The organism is Lentzea guizhouensis (assembly GCF_001701025.1).
GTDB classification, from domain to species: Bacteria; Actinomycetota; Actinomycetes; order Mycobacteriales; family Pseudonocardiaceae; genus Lentzea; species Lentzea guizhouensis.
On the sequence record NZ_CP016793.1, the window covers coordinates 4,767,814 to 4,786,065 of the forward strand.

At 69.7% G+C, this 18,252-nt stretch carries 16 protein-coding genes, 1 pseudogene and 2 riboswitches; of the genes and pseudogenes, 9 read left to right on the forward strand and 8 right to left on the reverse strand.

Going from position 1 to position 18,252, the window contains the following annotated elements; all coding sequences use genetic code 11:
- Positions 1 to 5: 5 nt before the first annotated feature.
- The 3 genes and pseudogenes from BBK82_RS23595 to BBK82_RS23605 form a co-directional block, all read right to left on the reverse strand.
- Positions 6 to 2,058: pseudogene (locus tag BBK82_RS23595) on the reverse strand (3-hydroxyacyl-CoA dehydrogenase NAD-binding domain-containing protein).
- Positions 2,055 to 3,257, reverse strand: a complete 1,203-nt coding sequence (locus BBK82_RS23600; protein ID WP_065916946.1) for an acetyl-CoA C-acetyltransferase — start codon at positions 3,255 to 3,257, stop codon at positions 2,055 to 2,057. Before BBK82_RS23600 ends, BBK82_RS23595 begins: the two are co-directional and overlap by 4 nt.
- 56 nt (positions 3,258 to 3,313) lie before the next feature.
- Entirely contained in the window at positions 3,314 to 3,748 is a 435-nt protein-coding gene (locus tag BBK82_RS23605) for a GNAT family N-acetyltransferase (protein ID WP_065916947.1), read from the reverse strand.
- Positions 3,749 to 3,855: 107 nt separating this feature from the next.
- Here BBK82_RS23605 and BBK82_RS23610 point away from each other — a divergent pair, with 107 nt between their 5' ends.
- The 8 genes from BBK82_RS23610 to glyA all read left to right on the forward strand — a co-directional run bounded on the left by BBK82_RS23610 (position 3,856) and on the right by glyA (position 10,950).
- A complete protein-coding gene (locus BBK82_RS23610; protein ID WP_065916948.1) occupies positions 3,856 to 4,992 on the forward strand; it encodes an acyl-CoA dehydrogenase family protein in 1,137 nt (378 codons plus the stop codon).
- The gene (locus BBK82_RS23615) at positions 4,989 to 6,161 is read left to right on the forward strand and encodes a CaiB/BaiF CoA transferase family protein (RefSeq protein ID WP_065916949.1); all 1,173 of its coding nucleotides are present in this window, start codon (positions 4,989 to 4,991) and stop codon (positions 6,159 to 6,161) included. The genes BBK82_RS23610 and BBK82_RS23615 overlap by 4 nt, the downstream gene beginning before the upstream one ends.
- Before the next feature lie 337 nt (positions 6,162 to 6,498).
- A complete protein-coding gene (locus BBK82_RS23620; protein ID WP_237048333.1) occupies positions 6,499 to 6,678 on the forward strand; it encodes a hypothetical protein in 180 nt (59 codons plus the stop codon).
- Positions 6,679 to 6,842: 164 nt separating this feature from the next.
- Positions 6,843 to 7,334, forward strand: a complete 492-nt coding sequence (locus BBK82_RS23625; RefSeq protein ID WP_065916950.1) for a hypothetical protein — start codon at positions 6,843 to 6,845, stop codon at positions 7,332 to 7,334.
- A gap of 238 nt (positions 7,335 to 7,572) precedes the next feature.
- Positions 7,573 to 7,929 carry a hypothetical protein gene (locus tag BBK82_RS23630; protein WP_237048335.1) on the forward strand — a complete coding sequence of 119 codons (357 nt, stop codon included), beginning with the start codon at positions 7,573 to 7,575 and terminating at the stop codon, positions 7,927 to 7,929.
- Positions 7,930 to 7,945: 16 nt separating this feature from the next.
- On the forward strand, positions 7,946 to 8,248 hold the full coding sequence (locus BBK82_RS23635; protein ID WP_065916952.1) for a DUF3817 domain-containing protein: 303 nt from the start codon (positions 7,946 to 7,948) through the stop codon (positions 8,246 to 8,248).
- A gap of 45 nt (positions 8,249 to 8,293) precedes the next feature.
- Positions 8,294 to 8,384, forward strand: a riboswitch (glycine riboswitch).
- Position 8,385: 1 nt separating this feature from the next.
- A riboswitch (glycine riboswitch) is annotated at positions 8,386 to 8,477 on the forward strand.
- A gap of 99 nt (positions 8,478 to 8,576) precedes the next feature.
- Entirely contained in the window at positions 8,577 to 9,671 is a 1,095-nt protein-coding gene (gene gcvT, locus BBK82_RS23640; RefSeq protein ID WP_065916953.1) for a glycine cleavage system aminomethyltransferase GcvT, read from the forward strand.
- Between the two features lie 13 nt (positions 9,672 to 9,684).
- A complete protein-coding gene (gene glyA, locus BBK82_RS23645) occupies positions 9,685 to 10,950 on the forward strand; it encodes a serine hydroxymethyltransferase (RefSeq protein WP_065916954.1) in 1,266 nt (421 codons plus the stop codon).
- A 187-nt stretch (positions 10,951 to 11,137) separates the two neighbouring features.
- Here glyA and BBK82_RS23650 read toward each other — a convergent pair whose 3' ends face one another.
- A complete protein-coding gene (locus BBK82_RS23650; protein ID WP_237048336.1) occupies positions 11,138 to 11,707 on the reverse strand; it encodes a COG4315 family predicted lipoprotein in 570 nt (189 codons plus the stop codon).
- A 488-nt stretch (positions 11,708 to 12,195) separates the two neighbouring features.
- Here BBK82_RS23650 and BBK82_RS23655 point away from each other — a divergent pair, with 488 nt between their 5' ends.
- Positions 12,196 to 14,244: a S9 family peptidase gene (locus BBK82_RS23655; protein WP_065916956.1), complete on the forward strand. Its 2,049-nt coding sequence runs from the start codon at positions 12,196 to 12,198 to the stop codon at positions 14,242 to 14,244.
- Positions 14,245 to 14,499: 255 nt separating this feature from the next.
- Here the strand turns inward: BBK82_RS23655 and BBK82_RS23660 are convergent, their stop codons facing one another.
- The 4 genes from BBK82_RS23660 to BBK82_RS23675 all read right to left on the reverse strand — a co-directional run bounded on the left by BBK82_RS23660 (position 14,500) and on the right by BBK82_RS23675 (position 18,232).
- The gene (locus BBK82_RS23660; RefSeq protein WP_065921301.1) at positions 14,500 to 15,315 is read right to left on the reverse strand and encodes a spermine/spermidine synthase domain-containing protein; all 816 of its coding nucleotides are present in this window, start codon (positions 15,313 to 15,315) and stop codon (positions 14,500 to 14,502) included.
- Positions 15,316 to 15,344: 29 nt separating this feature from the next.
- Positions 15,345 to 15,740 carry an adenosylmethionine decarboxylase gene (speD, locus tag BBK82_RS23665; RefSeq protein WP_065916957.1) on the reverse strand — a complete coding sequence of 132 codons (396 nt, stop codon included), beginning with the start codon at positions 15,738 to 15,740 and terminating at the stop codon, positions 15,345 to 15,347.
- Between the two features lie 32 nt (positions 15,741 to 15,772).
- On the reverse strand, positions 15,773 to 16,939 hold the full coding sequence (locus tag BBK82_RS23670; RefSeq protein ID WP_065916958.1) for a type III PLP-dependent enzyme: 1,167 nt from the start codon (positions 16,937 to 16,939) through the stop codon (positions 15,773 to 15,775).
- Between the two features lie 108 nt (positions 16,940 to 17,047).
- A complete protein-coding gene (locus tag BBK82_RS23675; RefSeq protein WP_335618109.1) occupies positions 17,048 to 18,232 on the reverse strand; it encodes a metallophosphoesterase in 1,185 nt (394 codons plus the stop codon).
- Positions 18,233 to 18,252: the final 20 nt, after the last annotated feature.

An 18,252-nucleotide genomic window follows, 5' to 3' on the forward strand; every position in this document is an offset into this window, starting at 1 on the left:
CGGCCTCAGAACCTGTCGCGCTCCCGCAGCGACGCCGACGGCCGGAACCGCTCGCCGTAGGTGTCCGCGAGGTAGTCCGCCCGCTCCACGAACGCCTGCACGCCGCAGGAGTTGATGAACTGCAGCGTGCCACCGCTCCACGGCGCGAAGCCGAACCCGAAGATCGAGCCGATGTTCGCGTCCGCCACCGACGTCAGCACGCCCTCGTCCAGGCACCGCACGGTTTCCAGTGCCTGCACGAACAGCAGCCGGTCGCGGACGTCCTGTTCGGACACACCGGCGTCGGCCTTCGCGTACCGGGTCGTGAGCTCGGGCCACAGGAACTTCCTCGACCCGTCCGAGGGGTACTCGTAGAAGCCCGCGCCACCCGACTTGCCGGTGCGCCCCAGCGAGACCATCTCGCGGATCAGGTCGTACGCGGGGCTGTCCGACACCAGCGACGGGTCGTCGGCGAGCGTCTGGTCGTGGATCTTCAGCTGCAGCGTCAGCGTCACCTCGTCCGACACCGCCAGCGGGCCCACGGCCATGCCGGCCTTCTTCGCCACGTTCTCGATCAACGCGGGTGCCACGCCCTCGGCCAGCATCGTGATCGCCTCGATCACGTACGTGCCGAACGTCCGGGAGGTGTAGAACCCGCGCGAGTCGTTGACCACGATCGGCGTCTTCCCGATCTGCCGCACGTAGTCCAGCGCGCGCTGGAGCGTCTCCTCCGACGTCTTCTCGCCGCGGATGATCTCCACGAGCCGCATCTTCGGCACCGGCGAGAAGAAGTGCAGGCCGATGAACCGCTCCGGCGCGGACACCGCCGACGCGAGCCCGGTGATCGGCAACGTCGACGTGTTCGACGCGATCACGGCGTCCGGCAGCGCGGCGGACTCCGCCGCGGGCAGCACCTTGTTCTTCAGCTCGCGGTTCTCGAAGACGGCCTCGATGACCAGGTCGCAGCCCGCGAGGTCGTCGTCGGAGTCGGTCGGCGTGATGCCTTCCAGGCCCTGAGCGCCCTTCTGGGCGGACTCCAGGGTCACGTCCTTCAGAACCACCTCGATGCCCGCCTTCGCGGACACCTCGGCGATCCCGGCGCCCATCATGCCCGCGCCCAGCACGCCGAGCTTCGCCACGCGCCTGCCCGCCGCCGACGCCCGGCCGTTGACCTCGTTGAGGTTGAACCAGAACGCCGTGATCATGTTCTTCGAGACCTGGCCGGACGCCAGCTCCACGAAGTAGCGGCCCTCGATCTTCAGCGCGGTGTCGAAGTCGACGTACGCGCCCTCGACCGCGGTGGCCATGATCTTCTCCGGCGCCGGGTACCCGCCGTGCGACTTCTTGCGCAGCACGGCCGGTGCGGCACCCAGCAGGCCGTAGCTGGTGGGGTCGCCGAACTTCAGGTCCGGCACACCGGCGCCCTGCACGTCCCACGGCTGCACGGGCGCGGGATTCGCCTTGATCCACGCACGGGCCTCGGAGATCAGCTCCTCGCGCGTGGGGACCAGCTGGTGCACGATCCCGGCCTGCAGCGCGCGTTCCGGCCGCAGCTGCTTGCCCTCCATGAGCAACGGCAACGCCTTCTGCACGCCCAGCAGCCGCACCATGCGCGTCACGCCACCGCCGCCGGGCAGCAGGCCCAGCGTCGCCTCCGGCAGGCCGACGCGGATGCTGTTATCGTCCAGCAGGATCCGGCGGTGCGCGGCCAGCGCGATCTCGAACCCGCCGCCGAGCGCGGTGCCGTTGATGGCGGCCACGACGGGCTTGCCGAGCTTCTCCAGCCGGCGCAGCTGCGACTTGAGCTCCTCGACGCCCTCCAGCGCCTGGGAGGCGTTCTCCGGCGTGATCGCGATCAGCACGTTGAGGTCGCCGCCGGCGAAGAACGTCTTCTTTGCGGACGTGATGACGACGCCGGTGATCTCGTCAGCTTCGAGCTTTGTGACGGCGTCGCCCATCAGCTCGCGGTACTCGTCGTTCATCACGTTGGCGGAGCCGGACATGTCCATCGTCAGGGTGACGATGCCGTCGGCGTCCTTGTCGTAGTGGAACGTGCCAGCGGAAGTGGACACAGGTCAGACCCTCTCGATGATCGTCGCGATGCCCATGCCGCCGCCCACGCACAACGTGGCCAGGCCGCGGCGCAGGTCCCGCCGCTCCAGCTCGTCCAGCAGCGTGCCCAGGATCATGCAGCCGGTCGCGCCCAGCGGGTGGCCCAGCGCGATCGCGCCGCCGTTGACGTTGACCTTGTCCTCGGGGATGTCCATGTCCCGCAGGAACTTCAGCACCACCGACGAGAACGCCTCGTTGACCTCGAACAGGTCGATGTCCTCCACCGAGAGCCCGGCCCGGTCGAGCGCCTTGCGCGCGGACGGCGCCGGTCCGGTCAGCATGATCGTCGGCTCGGTGCCCACCACGGCGACGGACACGATCCGCGCCCGCGGCGTGAGGCCCAGCGACTGCCCGGCGGCGGCGGAGCCGATCAGCATGGCCGCCGCGCCGTCGACGATCTGCGAGGAGTTGCCCGGCGTGTGCACGTGCCGGATGCGCTCGACGGTGGGGTAGCGGTCGATCGCGACGGTGTCGTAGCCGAGGTCGCCGTGGAACTGGAAGCTGGGCTTGAGCCCGCCCAGCGACTCCACGGTGGACTCGGGGCGGATCGTCTCGTCCTCCTTGAGCACCACCGTGCCGTTCTGGTCGACGACCGGCACCACGGACCGTTCGAAGAAGCCGTTCTTCTGCGCCTCGAACGCCTTCGCGTGCGACCGGGCGGCCCACGCGTCGACGTCCGTGCGCGAGAAGCCCTCCAGCGTCGCGATCAGGTCGGCCGACACGCCCTGCGGCACGAAGGACAGGTCGAAGTTGGTGGCCGGGTCGATCGCCCACGCACCACCGTCGGACCCCATCGGCACCCGCGACATCGACTCGACGCCACCGGCCACCACCAGGTCCTCGAACCCGGAGGCGACCTTCGCGGCCGCCAGGTTCACCGACTCCAGGCCGGAGGCGCAGAACCGGTTGAGCTGCACACCGGCCGGCCGCTGGTCCCAGCCGGCGGCCAGCACCGCGGCACGGGCGATGTCGCCGCCCTGCTCGCCGATCGGGGACACCACGCCCAACACGACGTCGTCCACCGAGGAGGTGTCGAGGGAGTTGCGCTCGGACAGCGCGCGCAGCACACCGGCGGCCAGCTCGACGGGCCGCACGCTGTGCAGCGACCCGCGCTTGCCCTTGCCACGGGGCGTGCGCACCGCGTCGAAGATCAAGGCTTCGCTCATGGCACCCACGCTAGGACGGCTGCGCTGACCTGGCCATGACCGTGGAGGGTGACCGATTAGCTCAACAGGTGCTCCATGTACTCGGGTTCATCGGTGTCGACGAACCCGAGTCGTTCGTAGAGCCGCCGCGCGGGCAGGTTGTCGTCGTAGATGTGCAGCCGCACGACCTTCCAGCCGTCCTGCGCCGCCCACGCCAGCACGGCTCCGACCAGCGCTTCCCCGACGCCGCGACCCCGGTGGGAGCTGCGCACCCACATCGAGAACAGCTCCAGGCCGGTGGGCTTGGTCATCGCGCCGACCAGCCCGACCGGACCGGGGTCGAGCGCCACGAGCTTGAGCCCCCGCTCGACCGACTCCCGCCAGTCGTCCTCGGTGTAGGCCTGCTCACGGGCCAGCGTCGACCCGAACCCGCCGGGGTCGGTGGCGAGCGCCTCCAGCCGGGCGTCGCGCCACCACCGCCAGTCCTCCGGCCGCACCTCGTGGATCCGCATACCGAGCAGTCTGTCGGACCGGGGTGGTTTTTTCGCTCAGTTTTTCGGGTGACGGGCAGGCGCGGCGGTCATGGCGTGGACCACCCGCCGGTGGTTTCGTTGACCGCATGGGAGAGCGCCGATCGCGGTGGATGGACAGCGACCTGGACCAGTTGCGCCAGCTCGCGCGCACGTTCATGGAGAAGGAGGTCGTGCCGAACCAGGAACGCTTCGCCGAGCAGAAGCAGGTCGACCGCGAGCTCTGGACCAAGGCGGGTGAGCTCGGGTTGCTGTGCCTGAGCATCCCCGAGGAGTACGGCGGCGGTGGCGGCACGTTCGCGCACGAGGCCGTGCTGCTCGAAGAACAGGCACGCGCCGGCGACAGCTCGTGGGGCAACAGCGTGCACAGCGGGATCGTGGCGCACTACCTGAACTCCTACGGCACCGAAGAGCAGAAGCTGCGCTGGCTGCCCAAGCTCGCGTCCGGCGAGTACGTCGGCGCGATCGCGATGTCGGAACCGGGCGCGGGCTCGGACCTGCAGGCGATCCGCACCAAGGCGATCCGCGACGGCGACGAGTACGTCATCAACGGCTCCAAGACGTTCATCACCAACGGCGTGCAGGCCGACCTGGTCATCGTCGTCGCGAAGACCGACCCGGCCCAGGGTGCTCAGGGCATCTCGCTGCTCGTGGTCGAGCACGACATCCGGCGCGGCCGCACGCTCGACAAGGTCGGCATGAAGGGCCAGGACACCGCCGAGCTGTTCTTCGACGACGTCCGGGTGCCCGCGGAGAACCTGCTGGGCGGCCAGGAGGGCATGGGCTTCATCCAGCTCATGCAGCAGCTGCCGCAGGAACGGTTGATCATCGGCGTCTGCTGCATCGCGGGCATCGAGGCCGCGGTCGACGTGACGTTGAAGTACGTGCGGGAGCGCACGGCGTTCGGCAAGGAGCTGATCAAGTTCCAGAACACCCGCTTCAAGCTCGCCGAGTGCGCCACCGAGGCAGCCGTGACCAGGGCGTTCATCGACGAGTGCATCGAGAAGCACCTCAAGGCCGAGCTCGACGTGCCGACCGCGGCGATGGCCAAGTGGTGGGCCAGCGACCGGCTGGGCAAGGTCGTCGACGAGTGCGTGCAGCTCTTCGGCGGCTACGGCTACATGAACGAGTACCCGATCGCACGCGCCTGGACCGACGCCCGCGTGCAGCGGATCTACGGCGGGACGAACGAGATCATGAAGGAAATCATCGCGAGGTCCCTGTGAGCACTCCCTCCGGGACCACTCCTCCTGGGACCACTCCTCCTTCCGGGACCGGCCCGCTGGCGGGGCTGAAGGTCGTCGAGCTCGCGGGTCTCGCGCCGGCGCCGTTCGGCTGCATGGTGCTCGCCGACCTGGGCGCGGACGTGGTCCAGGTGCACAAGCCGGGCAGCCACCCGGCCGTGCCCGGCGACTTCCTCGGCCGCAACCGGCGCTCGGTCGCGATCGACACCCGCACGCCGGAGGGCGCCGAGCTGGTGCTGCAGCTCGTCGAACGCTCGGACGTGCTGGTCGAGGGCTTCCGGCCGGGCGTCACCGAACGGCTCGGCATCGGACCGGCGCAGTGCCTCGCCCGCAACCCGCGCCTCATCTACGGGCGCATGACCGGGTGGGGCCAGGACGGGCCGCTCGCCGACCGCGCCGGGCACGACATCAACTACATCGCCGTCGCGGGTGCGCTGGAGCCGCTCGGCCGCGCCGGCGGGCCGCCGTCGTTCCCGGTCAACCTGCTCGGCGACTTCGGCGGGGGAGGGCTGCTGCTGGCCCTCGGTGTGCTCGCCGCGCTGTATGAAAGGGAACGCTCCGGGCGTGGCCAGGTCGTGGACGCGGCCATGGTCGACGGGGCCGCGTTGCTGACGACGTTCCTGCACGGGATGAGGAACGCGGGCATGTGGACCGGCGGGCGCGGCGAGAACATGCTCGACGGCGGGGTGCCGTTCTACGACGTCTACGAGGCCGCCGACGGGAAGTACGTGGCCATCGGCGCGCTGGAGGAGAAGTTCTACGCCGACCTGGTGCGCGTGCTGGGCCTGGCGGACGCACCGTCGCGCAACGACCCGGCCAAGTGGCCTGAGCTGCGGGAACACATCGCGGCGGCGGTGAAGACGCGCACGCGGGACGAGTGGGCGGACCTCGCGCGGGACACGGACGCGTGCCTGGCGCCGGTGCTCAGCCCCGCCGAGGCGGCACGGCACCCGTACAACGAGGAGCGGGCCACGTTCGTGGACGTCTCCGGTGCGGCGCACCCGGCGCCGGCCCCCCGGTTCGGCCGCACCCCGGCGGGAGTTCCGACGCCTCCCGTGGCGATCGGAATGAACACCCGGGAAGTGCTTGCCGACATGGGTGTGGCGGAAGCCCGAATTGTGGAACTGCACCGGGCAGGAGTAATTGCGTGAACGTTCGGGTGCACATTAATTAAGGCATCGCGCTGTGACGGAGCGTGATGCGGCGTGGTCGGCATCCGGGTGAGGCCCGGTGCAACAGTCTCGGGTCCAGGCTGTGGGATTCGAGGGATCTCGTGTTCACCTCGTGCCCAGGACATCGGCGCTGGACAGGGACCTCTTTAGCCTCCATTCGGGTGACGTCCGCCCCGGTGCAGGCGTGCGGGGGCGGCTGATCCCTCGACGTGTTTGGCGTGGTGCTTGTTCATCGCACGGGTGAATGGGGGACCATGTCGGGTGACACGGGCGGTCAGCCGCCCCACCTGTGAGCGACATGGACGGAGAGGGACCTGTGAACCTCAAGAAGGTGCTAGTGCTGGCGGGCGTCGCGCTGGTGCTGTTCCTCCTGATCACCCAGCCGGAGGAGTCGGCGAGCGCCGTGCAGACGGTCCTCGGCTGGCTGCGGCAGGGAGCGGAGTCGATCATCACCTTCATCAGGAGCCTCTTCGGCACGGCGGCCCCCGTCGCCTAGTGACGGTGGGTGATCCTCGGCCGTTCGCGTTGAGCCGGATGGGTGGAATGAGGCCAATCACGCACTGGTAACGGGTGTTCTGGGGATTCAGGGTCTGGCGATTGTCAGACCTACCGAATACCTTCCGCTGCAATGGCCGATCCCCGACCGACGAGGAGGCATGGATGGTCGAGGACTCCGGGGTCCACGAGCTGTTGCAGCAGTGGGCGGCTGAACGGTCTGATGACGCAGAGATGCAGGAGGTGAACCGGATCAAGAACGCGTGGCTCGCGGAGGCTCCCCCCTCGGCGCCCGGCATCCCCGTGCAGCGGGGAGGCAGGAGTGGGCCGCGTGGCTTGGTCAAGGTCGACTCGGCGGATCCGGCCTACGTGGCCGCGATGCGCAAGCGGGCGCCGGAGGCACCCGAGGCACTGCTCGCCGCCGCGGCGAGCTACTGGCAGCTGGTGGGCGACGTCGCCGAGGCCGAGCAGTGGTGGGACGCGGGCATCAGCCCGTTGGACCAGCGCGCGCTCGACTACCGCGCGGCGGGTCTGTCTCCTGCCGATCTCGGGAGGCGCCTGGGACCGATGACGGTTCTCCAGCACCTTCGCCGCGGTTCCGCCGCGGCCTGGTGCGTCGCACGTCTGCAGAGGCAGCGCCGGGACGGCGTGGCGTAGAACGAATCAACGGGAGAGGTGTGCTCGCAGAACGCGCTCGCGGGAGTTCGTTCTACGGTGCCTTGTGGGGGCCGAGCCCCCACACCCCAGCCGGGGGCGAGCCCCCGGTCCCCCAACCGGTTCCGGCCTCCTGACGAGGAGGCCCTACCCGAGTGGACCCCTGAACGGGTGGCCTCCTGAACGGAGGCCCAACCCAAGTAGTGTGGAGGTCGTGCGCGGCCTCCTTACTCCCCAGCGTGTGCTGATCGCGCTCGCCTGTCTGGCGGCGCTGATCGTCTGTTGCGGGCTCGCGTGGTGGCAGTGGCAGCGCTTCGAGTCCGCCAGCGGCACGTTCCAGAACCTCGGGTACGTGCTCCAGTGGCCGCTCTTCGGCCTCTTCCCCCTCTTCATGGTGTGGCGCTTCCGCCGGCTGGCGCAGCAGCGCCGTGACGAGGCTCTCCCCGCACCGGAGCCGGTTGCAGCCGCCGCCGAGCCGGTGACTACCGTTGACGCCGTCAAACCCGCGCCGGTCGAGCACTTCGACGACCCGGAAGACGCGGAGCTCGCGGCCTACAACCGCATGCTCGCGGAACTCAACGCGCGGGACGGTCGTTGAGCGCGGAGGCGGGCAGATGAAGGGTGCGTTGACCCGGTTCAGGGTCATGGCTTACGTGGTCGGTGTCTTCCTGCTGCTCCTGGTCGTGGCGATGGTGCTGAAGTACGCCGCCGGCATGGACCAGGCGATGAAGGTCGTCGGCCCGGTCCACGGGTTCCTGTACGCCATCTACCTGGTGCTCTCCGTCGACCTGGCGCTGAAGCTGCGCTGGTCCATCAAGGGCACCGCGCTCGTGCTGATCGCGGGGACGATCCCGTTCCTGTCGTTCTGGGCCGAGCGCAAGGTGGTGGAGAAGACTGCGCAGGGCGTGCCGCTGTGACGTTCGGCCTGCTAGCGTCTGGGACAACCAACTGAACACGGCCGTCGATGTCGCGCGGGAGAGCCCACTTCGGTGTGGGCGCCGAAGGAGCAACTCCTCCCCGGAATCTCTCAGGTACAAGTACCGCACGACGAAGGCAACTCTGGAAAGCAGGCTCATCAGCAGCCTCGCCCACGGTGCAAGTCGCGTTTCCGCGCGGCGAAGCTCTCAGGCTCATGACAGAGGGGGAGGCTCGCTCTGGTGAGGAGTCTCCGATGGACCGTGTCATTCTTCTGTTGCCTCAGCCGGCCTGGTCCGGCTCTTCGGCGCACCCTGGAGGAGCGTTCTGATGTCCCGCCTCACGCCACTGAACGCTGAGCACGAGTCGCTCGGCGCGATGTTCACCGACTTCGCGGGCTGGAAGATGCCGCTGCGCTACTCCAGCGAGCTCGCCGAGCACCACGCCGTGCGCACCACCGCGGGCCTGTTCGACCTCACACACATGGGTGAGATCGTGCTGACCGGTCCGCAGGCCGGCGTCGCGCTGGACCACGCGCTGGTCGGCCACATCTCCGCGCTCGCGGTGGGCAAGGCCCGCTACACGATGATCACCCAGGCCGACGGCGGCGTGGTCGACGACCTGATCGTCTACCGGCTGGGCGACGAGGAGTTCATGGTCGTCGCGAACGCCTCCAACGCCGCCGTGGTGGCCGAGGCGCTCGTCGAGCGGGCCGCCGGGTTCGACACGGTCGTCACGGACAGGTCCACGGACTACGCGTTGATCGCGATCCAGGGCCCGAAGTCGGTGGAGATCCTGGCCGGGCTGACGGACACCGACCTGGCGACGGTGAAGTACTACGCCTCCTACCCGTCGCAGGTGGCCGGGGTGGACGCGCTGCTCGCGCGCACCGGGTACACCGGCGAGGAGGGCTTCGAGCTCTTCGTCGCGCCCGCCGACGCGCCGGCCGTGTGGAACGCGTTGCTGGAGGCCGGTCAGCCGCACGAGCTCAAGCCATGTGGCCTCGGCTGCCGCGACACGTTGCGCCTCGAAGCCGGGATGCCGTTGTACGGCAACGAGCTGACCACCTCCCTGACGCCGTACCACGCCGGTCTCGGCCGGGTCGTGAAGCTCGACAAGCCGGGCGACTTCGTCGGCCGCGACGCGCTGACCAAGGTGTCCGAGTCCGGTGTGGACTCCGTGCTCGTCGGGCTGAAGACCGCCGAGCGCCGCGCGCCCCGCCACGGCTACGCGGTGCTGAACGGCGACGAGGTCGTCGGCGAGGTGACGTCGGGCGCGCTGTCCCCGACCCTCGGTTACTCGGTGGCGATGGCCTACGTGAACCGGGCCAGTGCCGAGCCGGGCACCCCACTGCTGGTGGACGTCCGCGGCAAGAAGCAGCCGGTCGAGGTCGTCGCACTTCCGTTCTACAAGCGCGCCAAGTAGGGAGTTCTTCCAGATGTCCGACCACTTCAACGCCTCGCTCGCGGAGTACGACCCCGAGGTCGCGCAGGCCGTTGCCGCGGAGCTCGCGCGCCAGCAGGGCACCCTCGAGATGATCGCCTCGGAGAACTTCACGCCCGTCTCGGTGCTGCAGGCCCAGGGCTCGGTGCTCACCAACAAGTACGCCGAGGGTTACCCCGGCCGCCGCTACTACGGCGGCTGCGAGCACGTCGACGTCGTGGAGAAGCTCGCCATCGAGCGCATCAAGTCGCTCTTCGGCGCCGGTTTCGCCAACGTCCAGCCGCACTCCGGCGCCCAGGCCAACGCCGCCGCGATGTTCGCGCTGCTGCAGCCCGGCGACACGATCCTCGGCCTGGACCTCGCGCACGGCGGTCACCTGACCCACGGCATGCGCATCAACTTCTCCGGCAAGCTCTACAACGTCGTGCCGTACCACGTCTCCGACGGTGACGGCCGCGTCGACATGGCCGAGGTCGAGCGCCTCGCCACCGAGCACCGCCCCAAGCTGATCGTCGCCGGCTGGTCCGCCTACCCGCGCCAGCTGGACTTCGCCGAGTTCCGCCGCATCGCGGACTCGGTCGAGGCCTACCTGATGGTCGACATGGCGCACTTCGCCGGCCTCGTCGCCGCGGGCCTGCACCCGTCGCCGGTCCCGCACGCCCACGTGACCACCACCACGACGCACAAGACCCTCGGCGGCCCCCGCGGCGGCGTGATCCTCTCGAACGAGGCGGACATCGCCAAGAAGATCAACTCGGCGGTCTTCCCCGGCCAGCAGGGCGGCCCGCTGGAGCACGTGATCGCCGCCAAGGCCGTCGCCTTCAAGCACGCCGCCTCCCCGGAGTTCGCCGACCGCCAGCGCCGCACCCTGGAAGGTGCCCGCATCCTCGCCGACCGCCTCTCGCAGGCGGACGTCGCCGAGGCGGGCGTGAAGGTCCTCACCGGCGGCACGGACGTGCACCTGGTCCTGGTCGACCTGGTGAACTCCGAGCTGGACGGCAAGCAGGCCGAGGACGTCCTGCACCAGATCGGCATCACCGTCAACCGCAACGCCGTCCCGAACGACCCGCGCCCGCCGATGGTCACCTCCGGCCTGCGCATCGGCACCCCGGCACTCGCCACCCGCGGGTTCGGCGAGGTGGACTTCACCGAGGTCGCCGACGTGATCGCCGAGGCCCTCAAGCCGGGTGCCGCGATCGACGAGCTCCGCGCGCGCGTCGAGGTGCTGGCGGCCAAGCACCCGCTGTACTCCACGCTCTGACGCCGAGAAGCCACCCGGAACGCGCAGGAGCCCGCCTGGCTGACGCCCAGGCGGGCTCCTGTTCCAGTCGGGAGCGGAACGACGGGAACCCCGGCCCCTTCCCCAGGGCCGGGGTCTCACCGTGTCAGGGTGTTGTGTGTGTCAGTTGGACCGTCCTAACGGGATGGTCGATGCAGGGGAGAGTTCCTCACGCCGCGGGGGCCGTCACACCGGGGGGAAGGCACTCGACGTTGCGCTTGCCGTCGGGCTGGATCACGAACCAGGTACCGCCCACGCCCTGACCCTTCCAGGCACCCGGCTTCGGGTCCTGCGAGTAGGCGTAGAGCGCCCAGCCGTCGATCGCGACCTGCTTCTTGCCGTCAGCACGCGTGATCAGCGAGACGAGCTTCGGGTCGATGCCCTCGACCTGCGGCAGCGAGTCCGACAGCAGCGGCGGCCAGGTGACCGCGCACTGGTTGTTGCAGTTGGACTTGCCTTCCGGCTTCGGGGTGTCCTTGTCGAAGCGGTACATCGTGCGGCCGTCGCCGTCCTGGACGACCAGGCCCATCTTGTCGACCGGCTTGCCGACCAGCTTCAGCGAGCTGACCGGAGCTGCCGCCGGAGGCTGCGCCGCGGGGGGCTGCTGCGCGGCCGGGGTCTCCGGCGCCTGCTGCTGAACAGGGGTCTCGGGCGCCTGAGCGGGCTCCTGGAGTACCGGGGGCTGACCCACGTCGCCGTAGTCACCGAGGACGCCCAGGTCGGTTTCGGTCTGTGCCACCGGCTTCGAGCTCGTGCCACCACCCGTGGCGCTCCAGACACCAAGACCCAGCACAACTGCCAGTCCCGCGGCGAGCCCGATGGCAATGCGGTTACGTCGGATCACACTCATGTCCTCCTTGTCCGTCGTTCGCTCTACCGGGCCATACGGGCGCGGTTGCGTCTCGGTTCAGAAACGAACCGAACCTGTTGCCGTCCCGAACGTCCGGCGGCGCCGGGTTCGCAGCAGGCGCGGGGTGGTCGTCGCTGGTCAGCTCGCAGGTGTGGCCGAACGGGTGCCGGGTTCGGCGCTCCCGATCGAAATTCGGGCGTGGGACGGGACCGTGCTCGTGATCCGGTCGCGGCACGCGCTCCGGCGGCTCGGGTGGTCGTGGCGCCCGGCGAGCCGTTCGACGCGGTCCCGGCGATCGGGATCGCACTCGTGGGTGGCGGCGGACCAGCGGTTTCGTTCCCATGCCCCCGCGTTCACGCGCGGGATAGTGTGGGCGGGTGGGCAACGACATCTCCTTCCCGCGCCAACAGGCGCGTTCCCAGCGGTTCACCGTCGGCGCACCCCGCACCTTCGCGGTGTCGCCGGACGGGTCCCGCGTGTTCTTCCTGCGCCCGGCGACGGCCACGAGCCGTGCGAACGGGTTGTGGGAGCTGAACACGGCCACCGGCGCCGAACGGCTGCTGGCCGACCCGGCCCAGCTGCTGACCGATCCGGAGGACCTGCCGGCGGAGGAGAAGGCCCGCCGCGAGCGCACGCGTGAGTCCGGCGCGGGCATCGTCGGCTACGCCCTGTCCAAGGACGCGAACATCGCCTCGTTCGCCCTGTCCGGCCGCCTGTTCGTGGCCGACCTGGCGACCGGCGAGGTGCGCGAGCTGCCGACCGGCGGCGGCGTCGTCGACCCGCGCGTCGACCCGACGGGGCAGCGCGTCGCGTACGTGACGCGCGGGACCCTGCGCGTGGTCGAGCTCGGCTCCGGCGAGGACTTCGCCGTGGCCCAGCCCGACGGCGAGGACGTGACGTTCGGCCTGGCCGAGTTCATCGCCGCCGAGGAGATGTCGCGCTACCGCGGCTACTGGTGGGAGCCGAACGGCACCCGCCTCATCGCCGCGCGCGTCGACAACGCCCCGGTGCGCCGCTGGTACATCGCCGACCCCGCGAACCCCGCCACGCCGGCCACCGAGATCGCCTACCCGGCCGCGGGCACGGACAACGCCACCGTGTCGCTGCACGTGGTGTCGCTGGACGGCACGTTCGTCCCGGTGCTGCTGGAGTTCGACTACCTCAACGACGTGCACTGGTCGTCCGGCGGCGCGCCGCTGATCACCACCCAGACCCGCGACCAGCGCACCCGCACGATCCACACCCTGGCCCCGGAGACCGGCGCGGTGTCCGAGCTCGCCGTCGAGACCGACCCGGTGTGGGTGGAGGTCACCGACGGCGCCCCGGCGTGGACCTCCGACGGCCGCCTGGTCCGGATCGTGCACTCCGGCGACGAGTACGCGCTGCAGGTCGGCGACGACGTCCTGACCGAGGGCCTGCAGGTCCGCCGGATCCTCGACATCGCCGACGACTCGATCCTGGTCGCCGCCTCCGCCGACGACCCGGCCCAGGTGCACGTCTACTCGGTCGGCAGCTCCGTCGAGCAACTGTCCACTGGCGACGGTGTGCACTCCGCGATCCGGGGTGGTGACACGGTTGTGCACGTCTCGTCCTCTTTGGACTGGTACGGCTCGAAGGCCACGGTCGGCTCGCACGAGATCGAGTCGTGGGCCGAGACTCCGGTCATCAAGGCGTCCCCGCGCCTGCTGACCCTCGGCGAACGCAACCTGCGCGCCGCCCTGCTCCTGCCCACCGGCCACGTCCCCGGCACCAAGCTCCCGGTGCTGATGGACCCCTACGGCGGCCCGCACGCCCAGCGCGTCCTCTCCGCCCAGAACGCCTTCCTCGCCTCCCAGTGGCTCGCCGACCAGGGCTTCGCGGTCCTCGTCGCCGACGGCCGCGGCACCCCCGGCCGAGGCCTCGCCTGGGAGCGCTCGATCGCGTTCGACTTCGCCGGCGCCACCCTCGAAGACCAGGTCGACGCCCTGCAGGCCGCCGCAGCCCTGGAACCCGACCTCGACCTCACCCGCGTGGCCATCCGCGGCTGGTCCTACGGCGGCTACCTCGCCGCTCTGGCCGTCCTGCGCCGCCCGGACGTCTTCCACGCGGGCATCGCCGGCGCCCCGGTCACCGACTGGCGCCTCTACGACACCCACTACACCGAGCGCTACCTCGGCCACCCCGACGACAAGCCCGAGGTCTACGACTCGAACTCCCTCATCGCCGACGCGGACAAGCTCTCCCGCCCGCTGATGATCATCCACGGCCTGGCCGACGACAACGTGGTGGCGGCCCACACCCTCCGCCTGTCCAGCGCGCTGCTGGCGGCGGGCAGGCCGCACACCGTCCTGCCGCTCTCGGGCGTCACGCACATGACGCCGCAGGAGCAGGTGGCCGAGAACCTGTTGCTGCTCCAGGTGGACTTCCTGAAGCAGTCGCTGAGCTGACGCCGGTACCGGCCGGCTCGCACGTTCTCGCGGGCCGGCCGGTCCCATCGCGTGAGACCGCTCAGGCGGCGATCGCCACCCGCGCACCCCGCCCGCAGCCGCTCGCTGCTTCGGCCGCCGACATCCGCGCGCCCTCCTCGGCCGCGTGCGGCTGCCCGCCGCTCACCGGGCCAGCCGCCCCACCGCCCGACCGCGCCCCGCACAGCGAAAGGGGCGCCTCCCGACGAACGGGAAGCGCCCCTCTCACCACGAACCTCAGGCCAGCGACTGCCGCACCCGGTACGGCGGAATGCTGTTGCCCAGCAACGCCAGGTCGTCGATCGACTCCGGCCGGTACCCGGCCGTGGCCAACCGCTCCACCATCAACGCCGTCGGGTCCTCGACCACGTCCGCGCGGCCGAACAGGTACGCCCACTCGTGCTCGTCCGAGCCGTAGTAGGCGACCGTGTCGAACACCTCGTTGAACCGCTGCCACGAGCGGATCAGCGTGGTGTTGCGCCACATCGTCTGGCAGCCGGACTGGTTGACGACGACGCCGCCGGGGCGCAGCAGGGCCTTGCACATGCGCAGGAAGTCCGCGCCGTACAGGCGGTTGTGCTGCGCCTCCTCCTCGCGCTCGTCGGGCAGGTCCACCAGCACGATGTCGTACTTCTCCGACGTCGTGCGGATGTACTCGAACCCGTCGATGTACTGCACGCGGACCGGGCCTTCACCCTTCTCCGCGGCAGCCAGCTCGGACGGCGTGTAGCCGTACGGGAGGTGCTCCGCGCACAGCTTCACCGCCTGCTCGTCGATGTCGATGTGGTCGACGACCGACGCTCCGTGCTGCACGGCCATCTGGCACACGACGCCCTCGGAGGAGCCGATGACCAGCACGCGCTCGACGGTGTCGGCCAGCAGCAGCGCCGGCACCATCAGGGCCTCGTGGTAGGTCAGCTGGCTGAGCTCCGTCGACTGGCGGTCGTTGTCGCAGAAGAGCGACAACCCCTGGGCCGTCCGGGCGATCACGAGGTGCTGGAAGTCGGTCTTGGTGTCGACCACCACCTCGTCCACGCGCCAGTGGCGGGTCATGCCGTCGGCGAGCGGTTCGTTGATCGTGTTCACGCGGCGTGCTCCTTGATGCCACGAGTGACGAGATCCGTGCTCACGTGAGCGGCGCCCAGGGCGTCAGCGAGTAGCTGGACGGCGAGTGCGGGTTTTGCGCGTGTACCGCAGGTGAACACGTCGACGAACACCGAGCCCACTTCGGGATAGGTGTGGATCGACGCGTGCGACTCCGACAGCAGGGCGAGCACGGTGACTCCTTGGGGATCGAACTTCTTGGAGATCACCTCCAGGACGGTTGCGTCGGCCTGCGTGAGAACCTCACCGAGGGCGTGCTTCAGGAACTGCTCGTCATCGAGCAGATCGGCACTCACACCCGAAAGCTCTGCAAGTACGTGCTGTCCCGCGAACAAACCGACGGTCTCCTCGGTCTGACAGGGCGCTTCGGACATCAATCACTCCAAACTATGTGAATTGCGACGACTCAGATGCAGTACGTGGCCAGCGGCGGGAAGCCGTTGAAGCACACGGACGAATAGGAGGAGGTGTAGGCGCCGGCGTGGAGGACGTCCACGTGGTCGCCCGCCCTCAGGTCGAGCGGCAGGTCGTAGCGGGTGTGCTGGTAGATCACGTCGTCCGCGTCGCACGTCGGGCCCGCCAGCACGATCGGACCCGTCGGAGAACCGTCGCGCGAGGTGCGCAGCCGGTAGGCGATCGCCTCGCCCTCGGTCTCGGCGAGACCCTGGTAGCGGCCGATGTCGAGGTACACCCACCTGCGTTCGTCCGAATAGGACTTGCGCGACACCAGCACGACGGACGAGCGGATCATCCCGGCCTCCGCGGAGATCGCGCGGCCCGGCTCGATCATCACCCGTGGTCGCACGGCACCGAAGTGTCGTGCGACCGAAGCCTCGATGGCAGAGGCGAAAGCCTCCAGCGTGGGCGTGTCTTCTTGATACACCGCGGGGAGGCCGCCACCCAAGTTCACCGTGGTGGTCTCGATGCCTTCCGCACGCAGTTTTGACGCGATCAGAGCGGCGTCGGCGATCCCGGCGTCCCAGCCGGCCACGGAGAGCTGTTGCGAGCCCGCGTGGAAAGCAACGCCCAAAGGAACGAGCCCCGACTGGTGCGCCAGCCGCAAGAGATCCGTCGCCATCTCCGGATCGCAACCGAACTTGTTGCCGAACGGGTACGTGGAGCCCTTGCCGTGGACGAGAATGCGCATCAGCACGGACGAACCGGGTGCGTGCTCGGCGACGAACCGCACGTCCTGTTCGCTGTCCGACACGAACAGTCGCACGCCGCGCGAGTACGCGTACGCGATGTCCGCGGCCTTCTTGATGGGGTTGCTGTAGGAGATCGACGACGGCTCGGCGCCGCGTGCCAGGCACAGGTCGATCTCCGCGGGGGAGGCGACGTCGAACCGCGCACCCTGCGAGACCAGGGTCGCGACGACGTCCGCCTCGGGGTTCGACTTGACGGCGTAGAAGATGTCGACGGACGGCATCGCGGCCTGGATCGCCTGGTAGCGCGCGCGAATCGTCTCGAGGTCGATCACCAGACACGGTGTCGACGGGTTCTCCTGGTCCAGGAAACGCCGAATACGAGCCTCTGCCTCGTTGCGCCGGTCAACGGCGAAGCTCTCGGTCATTTCCCCAGGGGTCCCCCTTCATCCGCCTCGCGTTCCGCACGCGGGCACGGCCGTCCACTCTACGGCCTCGACACCGCAAGTGCGCAATCCCGAACCGGTGAGTGTGACTTACCCGGCAGACCTCAGCTCGACCATCGTGATGTCCGGAGGCGCGCCCACGCGCACCGGCGGCCCCCAGAAACCCGCGCCACGACTGGTGTAGAGCCACGTGTTGTCCACCTTCGACAACCCCGCGGTGCTGGGTTGCTGCAGCGGCACGAACAAGTTGAACGGCACCATCTGGCCACCGTGTGTATGACCGGACAACTGGAGGTCGACGCCGTGTGAAGAGGCGTCGCTGACCTGCACGGGCTGGTGTGACAACAGGACGACGGGCTTGCTGCGGTCCCGTCCGTCCATCGCCCGGCCGAAGTCGGGGCCGTCGCCGTAGGACTTGCCGGTGACGTCGTTCACGCCGACGAGCTCGATCCCGCCGGCCACCGTCAACCCCTCGTTGCGCAACGGGTTCACGCCCAGCCGGTCGAGCTCCGCGATCCACTGCTCGTGGCCGGAGAAGTACTCGTGGTTGCCGGTCACGAAGAAGCTGCCGTGCCGCGACACCAGGTCCCGCAACGGCGCCGCCGCCTCACCCAGCTCGGCGACGGTGCCGTCGACCAGGTCGCCGACGATCGCGACCAGGTCGGCCTCCTGCTCGTTGATCATCCGCACGATCCGCTCGGTGTGCGAGCGCCCGAGCAGCGGGCCGAGGTGGATGTCGCTCACCACGGCGATCCGGAAACCGGACAGCGAGGGCTGGAGCTTGTCCAGCGTCACCGGGACGTTCAGCAGGTGCGGGTCGCCCAGCGCCTCGGTCATGCCGTAGCCGACCACGCCGCCCGCCGCGATGCCGGAACCGATCGCGACCGAGCGCGCGATGAACAGGCGGCGGCCGGGGTCCGGCACGACCTCGACCGGTTCGGCCGCCTCCGCGCCCGCGCCGACGGGCACGGGTGCGGCGCTGGCCTTGCGCAGCAGGATCCGGCGGGGGATCTCCGCTACGCCCAGCGCGATGGCCAGGTAGAACAGCACCGCGAGCCAGATGAAGCCCGGCCAGGCGAAGAACTTCCCGTACTCCGGCGGCACCCGGCGCGTGACGACCAGGGCGCTCATCAGCACCAGGAACGCACCGATGATGGCCAGCGTGCCGATGCGACGCCCGAGCGTGCGCGGTCGTGTCGTGTCCACGACCAGGCGGCGCCACAGGTACAGATGCCCCAGCCCGGTGGGGACGCCGAGGAGCAAAAGGAAAATCACGACATCAGTATGCGTTTCGC

What these genes read in the sequence shown, in the direction of transcription:
- BBK82_RS23600 (WP_065916946.1), bottom strand. Translation starts at nt 3,257, where the DNA reads ATGAGCGAAGCCTTGATCTTCGACGCGGTGCGCACGCCCCGTGGCAAG.
- BBK82_RS23605 (WP_065916947.1), bottom strand. Translation starts at nt 3,748, where the DNA reads ATGCGGATCCACGAGGTGCGGCCGGAGGACTGGCGGTGGTGGCGCGAC.
- BBK82_RS23610 (WP_065916948.1), top strand. Translation starts at nt 3,856, where the DNA reads ATGGGAGAGCGCCGATCGCGGTGGATGGACAGCGACCTGGACCAGTTG.
- BBK82_RS23625 (WP_065916950.1), top strand. Translation starts at nt 6,843, where the DNA reads ATGGTCGAGGACTCCGGGGTCCACGAGCTGTTGCAGCAGTGGGCGGCT.
- BBK82_RS23635 (WP_065916952.1), top strand. Translation starts at nt 7,946, where the DNA reads ATGAAGGGTGCGTTGACCCGGTTCAGGGTCATGGCTTACGTGGTCGGT.
- gcvT (WP_065916953.1), top strand. Translation starts at nt 8,577, where the DNA reads ATGTCCCGCCTCACGCCACTGAACGCTGAGCACGAGTCGCTCGGCGCG.
- glyA (WP_065916954.1), top strand. Translation starts at nt 9,685, where the DNA reads ATGTCCGACCACTTCAACGCCTCGCTCGCGGAGTACGACCCCGAGGTC.
- BBK82_RS23660 (WP_065921301.1), bottom strand. Translation starts at nt 15,315, where the DNA reads ATGACCCGCCACTGGCGCGTGGACGAGGTGGTGGTCGACACCAAGACC.
- speD (WP_065916957.1), bottom strand. Translation starts at nt 15,740, where the DNA reads ATGTCCGAAGCGCCCTGTCAGACCGAGGAGACCGTCGGTTTGTTCGCG.
- BBK82_RS23670 (WP_065916958.1), bottom strand. Translation starts at nt 16,939, where the DNA reads ATGACCGAGAGCTTCGCCGTTGACCGGCGCAACGAGGCAGAGGCTCGT.